Here is a 9,267-nt window from a genome sequence, read left to right on the forward strand (position 1 = left end):
ATGGCTGAGAGCAAAAAGATACTTGTCCTCAGCCATATTTTATTGGTTAATCCGTCTGCTATTTCACCCACTTTTGGGCATTCGTGCCATTTGCGGCATATAGCTGCACATTGGCACCATTCGAGGTAGAAGCACCCGAAACATCAAGGACTTTGTTTTCCGCGAGCGCCGACTGGAAAGTGTATGAGCCATCGGAGTTTTTGACAGCTATCCACTTCTGAGCGTATGTTCCATTGGAATCGTACTGTTGCACGTTGGTTCCGCTGGCAGATACGCCGCCATTCACATCCAACACTTTGCCGGAGTTCACGCTGGTTAACGTCACATACCCGTTGGAATCATGCGTCACTTTCCACTTCTGCGCATTGGTTCCATTACCCGCCCAGATCTGCACGTTTCCATAATTTGAACGGGAAGCGCCGCTTACATCCATCTTCATAGACGTATTAAGCTTCGATCCAAAAATGTAGGTACCATCTGGCAGATCTTGGCTATGCTTGGCTGCGGTTTCGTTCAAACGTTCGCGCAATGTCAACGGCGCCCTTGCTACCAACCACTGCTGGGCAGTGGTGCCATTCGGCGAATAAAGCTGCAACTGAGCCTGCTGCACAGCATTGCCACCTGGAATATCGACAGCTTTGTTGGCGTTCACCGACACCAACGCAATCTTGCCACTGCCGTAATTCCGCACCGTCCACTGCTGAGCAACAGTGTTATTACTCGTATATTGCTGCAATGCCGCTCCATTAACAGTGGATCCGCCAGCCACATCCAGCATCTTGCCGGAATTAATATTGACAATCTTATAAGTTCCATTGCCAATTGATTCAAATCGATATTTCTGGGCGTTCGTATTATTACTTGAATAAAGCTGAACTCGTGCCCCGTTCGCCGTCGATGCACCCGTCACATCCGTGACAAGTTTTTTATTCGTAACCGAAGTGATAATCATCGACACTCCAGTAGCTATATTGACATCGCTTGACGAAACAACAAACAGCTGTGAAGCAGTGCCATTTGGCGTATACAGCCGAATCGCAGCACCATTCGCAGTATTTCCACTGCTCAAATCCAGAACCCAATTACCGAGAGCGGATTGCAAATAATATCCCGCTCCAGAATCACGAATAAACCATCGTTGAGCTTGAGAATTATTTCGAGAATACTGTTGCACTATAGCGTTATTCTCAGCAACACCATTACACACGTCTAAAGCCTTGCCGGAATTCACATTGACGATCTCGTAGCTCCCATCAGACTGCCTAGTAAAAGTGAACTGCTGAGCCTTGGAACCGTTACCGGAATACAACTGAATGGCGGTGGAATCTGCAGCACTTCCACCAGGAATATCAACACTGGACGCAACTTTGGAACGAACATTGATGTAATAATTGCCATTCGGAATGGTAACTGCCGTCATTTTGCGTACATCAATGGCCGCTTGTAAATCATTGCTACTCCCGCCATTCACATACGCCTTATTCCCAAACGCATTCATATCCACATTGCCGCTGATGCCATTCACTTTGCCGGAGCTGGTGTATTGCCATCCGCGACTATTGGTCGGGAACGAGTCGAATCCCATGCGAGCGCCATACTGCGCCACCCACGTGGTTTTGGCGTAAATATCAGCATGCTTCAGCGGTCCTTGCAGGTAGCTGGTGTACGAGTAGACGCCCAGATTCTTGTATCCGGCGGACTGCAGCGCGCTGTACCAGTTGTTGACGATATTGTTGTACACGTTCGGATCGGTGGGCGGCTGATGCCCCTCCCACGTCCACTTTTCCAGGTCGTAGTACACGGGGTACGCCAAGTCGCTCGGATTCACACCGAATTGCTTGAGTTTGGTGACCACGTCGGCACCTTCTTCTTTGGCGAGCGCCGGCGTGTCCGCGTAGGAATACCAGTAGACGCCGAAGGGGATGCCAAGCCGCTTGCATTCGGAAATGTTGCGTTGCGCTTTCTTGTCGGCATTGTTGCCTTCGCCGTAGCCGAGGCGGATGATCACGCCTTCCACGCCGTCGGCTTTCGCTTTGGCCCAGTCGATGTCGCCTTGCCATCCGGAAACGTCGATCACGCCTTTGGCTTGCTGCACGAACAGGTTGTTCTGGTAATCAAAGAAGGCTTTCGAATTGTTGTAGGTGCCCCAGTGCGCGCCGTATTCATTGCTTTCGAATTTGGAGAGCTGTACGTTCACGTCGGCTACAGCATTTTTGACATCTTCCGCACTTACCGGAATGAAGGATTCGCCGTTAGTTTTGGCGAGCGGGTCAGGCTGCTGATCCTGCGTACCGATCAGCGTCGCATCGGTTACGGTTTCGCCGGTTTCAATATTCTTGACCTCACCTTCGGGGGTAACGGCCAGGTCTTCCGAAACTACAGTTGCATCGTCGGAAATCTCGTCACTGACGGTGCCTGGAAGTTTCGCATTCGGATTGTCAGGCATGCTGGTCGCCGACTGCTGGTCGCCCGTCTGATCATCCGACTGCATAACAACGCCATTATCTGCAGTAACGGCACCTCTCTGTGCAACAGCATCCTCAATCGCAATATCCTGCAATGCGTAAGCCGGCGCAACCGCAACGGAAGCCGTCAACGCAACCGCAGACAGCGCAGTCGCAATCTTCACAACATGATGTGGCGAAACCATTCGTCAGCCTCTCTTGAATAAAGTCATCAACCCCAAATAATTCGGCGCAAACGCCCTAATCGCCAACTCTAACTGCAACCCACAACCCCGTCCATCCCCAACTCCAAAATCATCCCGGTCCCCACATCTCACGCATTACACACTGATAAGAATCGACTAGCTCGTTAGAGACATCCGACATGACATCATCCATTTCCATATCTCCTTTCCAGCATTCTCGCTGACCTTCCCATCACGCTTCGTAGAGGGACCATTTCCAGGAGGGGAGTACGTGGATTGTGCCAGTGGAATCGGGAAGTTCAATGGTTTCTTCCTCGTTAAGCGTGAGAATCAGGCCAGAATCAACGTTGGTACGTTGCATAACCGCTTGCAGAGAGCCGATTTCTCGCGCCCTGGTTTTCTCATTTCCCATATTGGCACACACTTGAATAAGCCCATACGGTTCCGCAGCAAGAGCATCGCCGATAAGAAAGTCAACTTTCTCCTGTTTGGACGTCGGCATAGTGTACGAAGTGATTGTTTCCGTACGCCTGCCGAAAGTCCGTCGCTGCAGTTCGCAGAAAATCGCAGTTTCCAGTCGTTTTCCGATATCTTGCTGGTTGGCGCGTGACACCGCGTGAACCATACCCTGATCGACAGCATACATTTTCGGCACTGCGGTACTGCCCGGTTTGAGCATGGTGGAGTATTCTTCGAGCTGGTAGACAAGGAATGCCTGCCTGAACAGATCGAGTAACGTATTCGCCTTGTCCCAATAGATTTTCCAGCCGACCGCTCGCAACGTTTCCACAAGACCATTGGTAGACAGCTCGCAGGCCGTATTGCGCAGCAAAAACAGCGCTATCTGCGTGGCGAGAGTAATGTTTTCACGACCAAGACGCTCGGCAACGTCACGCGCAACCACGTCCCGCACGTAACCTTGGAGCGTTTCAATACGATCAGCTTCAACCATACGTTGCACTGCAGGGAAGCCACCAATAGTCAAATAATCGTTGTATGCGGCTTCAAATCTAGTAATCTCTCGCGGAGAAAACACGGCATCGGCAAGAGTACTGCCTTTTGAAGGCGTTTCGATTCCTCGAAAGTCGCAGAATTCTCGGAAAGACAGTGGCATCATGGCATGCGGATGCGATCTTCCTCGGAAATTCGTTGCGATTTCCTCGCTGGACAGTTTCGAAGACGATCCAGTAATGACTAGCGTCACAGCTTCATGTTCGGCTATGCGCTGGCAGAATCCCTGCCAATTGGCGCATTCTTGCACTTCGTCAAGGAACAGATAGCAGCCATGGTCACGAGAGTCAGGATATTGCCGCCAGTATTCCGTAACAATATCGTTGAGCACGGTGTCTTGCATTGGTTGCAAACGATCGTCAGCGAAGTTGAAATAGAAAATATCATTACGCGAGACGCCGTTTTGTAACAAATCATGAATTTTCTGGAAAAGATAGAACGTTTTGCCGCAACGTCGGATGCCAGTGATGATGTGCACAGCATTGAACACTGCTGGCTGCGGCAGCTCGCGTATGATTTCGATGCGGCGTGACGGCGTAGGAATGTCAAACTGCATGGACTCACGAACCAGCATGGCATACGATTCATGTGGATTATCCGGCACCATAAGTTCTTCCTTTCGCCGTCCATTGCGAAACACCCAACAATCCCAGCATAACACTTCTCAAAAATTTTAAGAAGTTTCCACCAACACTTCTAAAAATTTTTAAGAAGTTACCACAGACGAATAAAACTCCGGAGAGGACCTGAATGCATTAACGACTACAACACGAGTGTGGGAAATCGGGGAAGGACGGGTATCGTACGCTGTATATTGGCATTTCAGGTGGACGCTCGGCGCGGTCAGCATTGATCGGACAGGGAGCTGTCACCGGGGAGTACAGAATAGTAGGCAGATTCTGGAGGGGTTATGGCACGGCATGGCAAGAAGCCAAGCGAGGAAAGCACCTCGCCACGCGCACCGAGAACACTTGCCGGAAGCGCAACGACCAACACTTCTGCCGACAGCACTGACGCCGCTGCCAGCGGTATCGCAGTCAACAGCTCGACCGCCAACAGAACATTTGCCAGCGAATCCCGCCAGCCGCAAGACCTGTTCGACGCAGCCATAGCGCAAGGCATCAGCGACGGCGACGCTTGGACGGACCAGCACGTAAAGCACATCTACCGTCAGATCATCATCACCGTAGTCGTCGTGGTCGTCGTTCTGGGCGCGATCTTCGGATTCACAGGCGTGCGTGCCTCGCAGCAAATGCGCGGTCTGGCCGCGCTGAACGACTGCAAGGAAGCCGTTACGGCCATGAACGCCTCCTACTCCAAGGCGTTCCAGCTGAAGGCGAAGATCTCCGAAGCGTTCACCAGTTTTGACAAATCCTACGACCTCGACAAGCTTGCCGAACTGCACCAGACGGAAGTTACCGCGCCGAAAACGCTGAGCTGCGCAGCAGACACTTCCGCTACCATCAGCAAAGCCAACGCCGCAAAAGCCGAGTACGACAAACAGGCCAAGCAGTTCAAGCAGGCTTTGCAGAAGAGTGACGAATCCGCGGCCACCGATGGCGGTGACGGCGCTGATGGAACGGACGGAGTCGCAGCCACGGACGGCGCTGCCGACTAATCCGACGTGACCGACGCAACCGACGCAGCCAACGCAGCCAACGCAGCCAACGCGACGCTGGACGATTAATTCCTCCAGTAAATCAGTTGATCGCAACGCGACCAATGAAACCGGCCATCAGCCTTGCCGCTTTACGTTTCTCCCGACTCTCTTTCGCGTTATTTCACACACTCAGCGTTTCTTTTGATCATAAGATCAAAAGAAACGCAAACGGCAGACAAAAGAAGAAACGCTGAAATTCCGCCATTCTCAAGACTTCGCAAACGCAACAAGCGTTGACGGCCCAAAAGAAAACCGCCCCTCAGTCAAATGACAGGCAAAAGAAACGACTCCGACAATACAACAGGCAAACAACGATCGGATGACCATATTCGTGCGTATCGTAGCAAAAATGGCTAGGCTACGACATGCAGACATGCTTTAACCACGTCATGCGGAAGGGGCTGCTTTGAACAGGAAACGACTGGCACGCGTGATTATTGCCGCCGTAGTAACCATGGCGATACTTGTGGCGATCATCGTTGGCTGCGGGCCGAAATGGGGCGACGGTTCAGCGAATCCCAACGCCGGTAACGCCAGCAGCTCGAACAGTTCCGGCAACTCCAGCCCCTCCAGCACAAGCAGCTCCAGAACAAGCGACGATTCGTCCGCAAACTATGCGACCCGCGCATCGGTACAACTCCCCTCCTACTACATGGAGAACATGGTTTTCCAACGTGGAAAAACGCTGGTAGTCAAAGGAACTGCGCAGACTTCACAACGTGGAAAAACCGTTAACCCAACACAGCTGGTCACAACGATTTCCCAAGGAAAGAAATCATCATCAGCACAAGCAAAAATTTCCAAAAACGGTGATTTCACTTGCACTTTACCTAAGCAGAAAACAAGTCTTAAGCCATATTCATTAACGATTTCGTACAACGAAACCACTTTGTTGACTCTGAAAAACGTGTATGTAGGCGATGTATTTGTTGCTGCTGGACAGTCGAATATGGAATTGAATTATTCGCAATACTACGAGGGTTCAGGCAATGCCTATAATTTCGGCGGTGGTTTGGTAACGACCGACGATTTGCCGAAGCAGCTTTCCGACAAAAACGTGCATTTCGTGGCGAGCGCCAATTCCTCGAAAGGTACTGATTTTCCGTTACGCGATGTGAACGAGCAGGCCGATTCCTGGCTTGAGGCAACCACCGACAATTCGCAGCATTTCAGCTATTTGGCACAGCAGTTCGCCATACAGCTTCGCGCCGCGCATCCGAATGTTCCCGTCGGGATTATTCAAACCGCATGGGGCGGTACGCCGATTCGAAACCATGTGAAGGGCGGCGATATTTACGCGAACCATATTGCGCCTTTGGAGGGCTTCCATGTGGCGGGCGTGCTGTGGTATCAGGGGTGCGATGATTCCATGAACGAGGCGACCGCATTGGCATACGAATCTCAGATGACGTCGCTGATCAACCAGTATCGTGCAGTGTTCGACCAGGATGATCTGCCGTTCCTGTATGTGCAGTTGGCGCGTTGGCCTGGCTATCAGTACACTCAAAACGTGCGATTCGCACAGTTGAGCACGTTAAAGAACGTCGGATTGCACAATACTTCCAACGTTGCAATGACAGTGTCGCTAGATACGGACAAGGGCACTTCAACGTTGATACATCCGCTTGGCAAGGATATTCTTGGCGCGCGCATGGCCGCGCAGTATCTGGCAATGTCGGAGGGCGAAACCATTCCCAACGGACCTCTTATCGCACATGCGAAGCACGCTTCCGACGGTACGGTCGTATTGTCGTTCCAAAAGGGCACCGCAACTGGTTTGCAGGCGGAAAAACCCAATTATTCGAAGACTGCGAGCGCGACCGTACCTGACTACACAGCCAATTCGAACGCGACGCCTTTGGATGGTATTGCTAATGTTGCAACACCGACTTCCGAATCATTGCAAGGTTTTGAAATTGCTGACACTTCCGGAAAATGGGGTTCGGCAGCGGCTGCAATCAAGGGTGATCAGATTGTGCTGAGTGCCGCTGGTGGAAGTTCGAATCTTAATGCAGTAACTCAAGTGCGTTATTGGTGGAGCGGAAATCCGGCTATTTCCAGTCTGCTGTACAACGATCTTGGATTGCCGGCAAGCCCATTTATTGCGATTGTTGAGTAGGTCGGCCAACTGATAGTCGGGGCATTATCCGGCGGTGATGACTAATCGATAAAGCGGACTGTAATTAGGTTGGAATCAGGCCTGTTTTATCAAATTTAAGTCGAAGCAATGTCGACGGTCAGTCGACGTAGTGCGGGGCGCTGGATGCTATGCGGGGCGTAACGCCATTATTGCCGTTGTCTTCGTTATTACCGTCCGCAGTGGAATCTTGCGATTTACGAAGCGATCCCGCAGCCAATGAACGTATGGATCGAACGGAGCGGCCAAGCTGCGACTGCTTTTCCTGCACGTCCGACTGGATTGCGGGAAACGCACCGGTCACAGGACGAATACGCCCAGTCGCCGTGGGAATGAAGCTTGGCGGCAACACTTGCGTAGTGATGGCGCTCGGAGATGATGCATGATAACGAGCCATCGAAGCCAGAGAATCGCGGGTATCGAGTTCACGCTGAATATCTAGCTCATCGTCGGATTCAACCATCGCCGCCCTCCTTCTTTTCCGGCAATCTCCACCGGTAATCTCTCTCCACTGGTAACGGTCACCGTTCTGAGCGTAATGCAAGGCGGCATGCCACTGCGAACGAAATCAGCGATATGCGCAACTCCCCCACTGTTTCGCAACTTCTTCGTCGCACATCTACACAACAGACCATTGGGGGAATCACCGTTTTTCGGTATAAAAAAGGCTTCCGGAATCATCCGGAAGCCCTACTGGCGGAGAATACGAGATTCGAACTCGTGAGGCTGTTACACCAACACGCTTTCCAAGCGTGCGCCATAGACCACTAGGCGAATTCTCCAATTATGCAACGTCTCACAGTGTCTATCCGTGAAACGCAACTTGACTAGAATACAACAGTTTCTCCTAAAACCCAAATCGGCGTGTCGCAACGTCTCAAATCACCCACCCGCTGGAGGAATCTGCCTACATGCGGACTTCCCGCGTACCGGATCCCCCACCCCCTGGGACAATTCACCTGCCAACTCACCTCTCAGCGTCCCAAATCTTCCACTCACTGGATGAATCCACCCGCTGCCAAGCCTCTCACAGTCCGGATTCCTCCAGCCGCTGGAGGAATCGGTACGTTGACAGACCTCCTGGCATCCAGATTCATCCAGTGAGTGGATGAATCTGGACGTACATACGCCCCCTTACTGTCCGGTTTCATCCAGCGGGTGGAGGAAATGGGACGTTTACGTGTCATGTAGTTAGTGTTTGGACACGGAAGCGCGTAGGTGGCGAGCATGGCGCATGCCATCACGATTGGGAGGAACACAAAGCCCCGGTGCGCATCCGATTGGGTGGCAGTCACGAATTGTGTGTCTCCGGCCGAACCGTGCCCAGCCTGCGCAACCATCAGCATGCCGATTTTGCGTTTCGGCGACTGTTCAAGAATGATATTGAACATCAGCGGCAGTGCGACTCCCGTTCCCGTGCCTTACAGAATTCGCGCGGTCATCAACGCATAGGAAAGTTCAATGTGCAGGCCGCCATCACACAGCCGGTGATACAAAGTACGATTGCAGTAAGGAAGAGTACGCAACTTGAGCTTGCGTTTGAAAGATAAAAAAACGGGGGTTCCCGGAGCGTGACGCTCGACGGGAACCCCCTCAAGTAGAATGCGGCGGCGCGCTACTCTCCCACACCCTCTCGAGTGCAGTACCATCGCCGCAGCCAGGCCTTAGCTTCCGGGTTCGGAAAGGGACCGGGCGTCTCACCTGGGCCATGACCACCGCAAAACCAATACAACGGCCAACCACAAGGATCGGCCGGCAACGGAACCAGCCACGATTCCGATCGTGGCGGTCCGGGAACCGGACAACGGA

7 protein-coding genes, 1 tRNA gene and 1 rRNA gene are annotated in these 9,267 nt (G+C 52.2%); 2 read left to right on the forward strand and 7 right to left on the reverse strand.

The annotated features are described in order from the left end of the window. Nucleotides 1–58: 58 nt before the first annotated feature. A complete protein-coding gene (locus CE153_RS03200; RefSeq protein ID WP_099595088.1) occupies nt 59–2,650 on the reverse strand; it encodes an RICIN domain-containing protein in 2,592 nt (863 codons plus the stop codon). 232 nt (nt 2,651–2,882) lie between these two features. Then, complete coding sequence (locus CE153_RS03205) at nt 2,883–4,268, reverse strand: ATP-binding protein (RefSeq protein ID WP_236824441.1); 1,386 nt, start codon at nt 4,266–4,268, stop codon at nt 2,883–2,885. 303 nt (nt 4,269–4,571) lie between these two features. Between CE153_RS03205 and CE153_RS03210 the strand changes: the two genes are divergently transcribed. Continuing rightward, nucleotides 4,572–5,279, forward strand: a complete 708-nt coding sequence (locus tag CE153_RS03210) for a hypothetical protein (protein WP_099595089.1) — start codon at nt 4,572–4,574, stop codon at nt 5,277–5,279. 429 nt (nt 5,280–5,708) lie between these two features. Here the strand turns inward: CE153_RS03210 and CE153_RS08965 are convergent, their stop codons facing one another. Beyond that, on the reverse strand, nt 5,709–5,897 hold the full coding sequence (locus CE153_RS08965) for a hypothetical protein (RefSeq protein WP_236824442.1): 189 nt from the start codon (nt 5,895–5,897) through the stop codon (nt 5,709–5,711). A gap of 85 nt (nt 5,898–5,982) precedes the next feature. Here CE153_RS08965 and CE153_RS03215 point away from each other — a divergent pair, with 85 nt between their 5' ends. Further along, nucleotides 5,983–7,440, forward strand: a complete 1,458-nt coding sequence (locus CE153_RS03215; RefSeq protein ID WP_442861962.1) for a sialate O-acetylesterase — start codon at nt 5,983–5,985, stop codon at nt 7,438–7,440. 118 nt (nt 7,441–7,558) lie between these two features. On the opposite strand, the gene CE153_RS03220 is transcribed toward CE153_RS03215, so the two are convergent. The 4 genes from CE153_RS03220 to rrf form a co-directional block, all read right to left on the reverse strand. Next, nucleotides 7,559–7,921 carry a hypothetical protein gene (locus tag CE153_RS03220; protein WP_099595090.1) on the reverse strand — a complete coding sequence of 121 codons (363 nt, stop codon included), beginning with the start codon at nt 7,919–7,921 and terminating at the stop codon, nt 7,559–7,561. A gap of 231 nt (nt 7,922–8,152) precedes the next feature. Beyond that, nucleotides 8,153–8,240, reverse strand: a tRNA-Ser gene (locus CE153_RS03225). Between the two features lie 213 nt (nt 8,241–8,453). Further along, complete coding sequence (locus CE153_RS08815) at nt 8,454–8,849, reverse strand: hypothetical protein (protein WP_180753379.1); 396 nt, start codon at nt 8,847–8,849, stop codon at nt 8,454–8,456. 211 nt (nt 8,850–9,060) lie between these two features. Beyond that, nucleotides 9,061–9,178: ribosomal RNA gene (rrf, locus tag CE153_RS03235) — 5S ribosomal RNA — on the reverse strand. Nucleotides 9,179–9,267: the final 89 nt, after the last annotated feature.

Origin of the sequence: Bifidobacterium sp. N4G05, assembly GCF_002742445.1 — a bacterium.
Taxonomy (GTDB): Bacteria; Actinomycetota; Actinomycetes; order Actinomycetales; family Bifidobacteriaceae; genus Bifidobacterium; species Bifidobacterium hominis.

Excerpts from the sequence above, each read along its gene's own strand:
- CE153_RS03200 (WP_099595088.1), bottom strand. The coding sequence starts at position 2,650 with ATGGTTTCGCCACATCATGTTGTGAAGATTGCGACTGCGCTGTCTGCG.
- CE153_RS03205 (WP_236824441.1), bottom strand. The coding sequence starts at position 4,268 with ATGGTGCCGGATAATCCACATGAATCGTATGCCATGCTGGTTCGTGAG.
- CE153_RS03210 (WP_099595089.1), top strand. The coding sequence starts at position 4,572 with ATGGCACGGCATGGCAAGAAGCCAAGCGAGGAAAGCACCTCGCCACGC.
- CE153_RS03215 (WP_442861962.1), top strand. The coding sequence starts at position 5,983 with ATGGTTTTCCAACGTGGAAAAACGCTGGTAGTCAAAGGAACTGCGCAG.
- CE153_RS03220 (WP_099595090.1), bottom strand. The coding sequence starts at position 7,921 with ATGGTTGAATCCGACGATGAGCTAGATATTCAGCGTGAACTCGATACC.
- CE153_RS08815 (WP_180753379.1), bottom strand. The coding sequence starts at position 8,849 with ATGTTCAATATCATTCTTGAACAGTCGCCGAAACGCAAAATCGGCATG.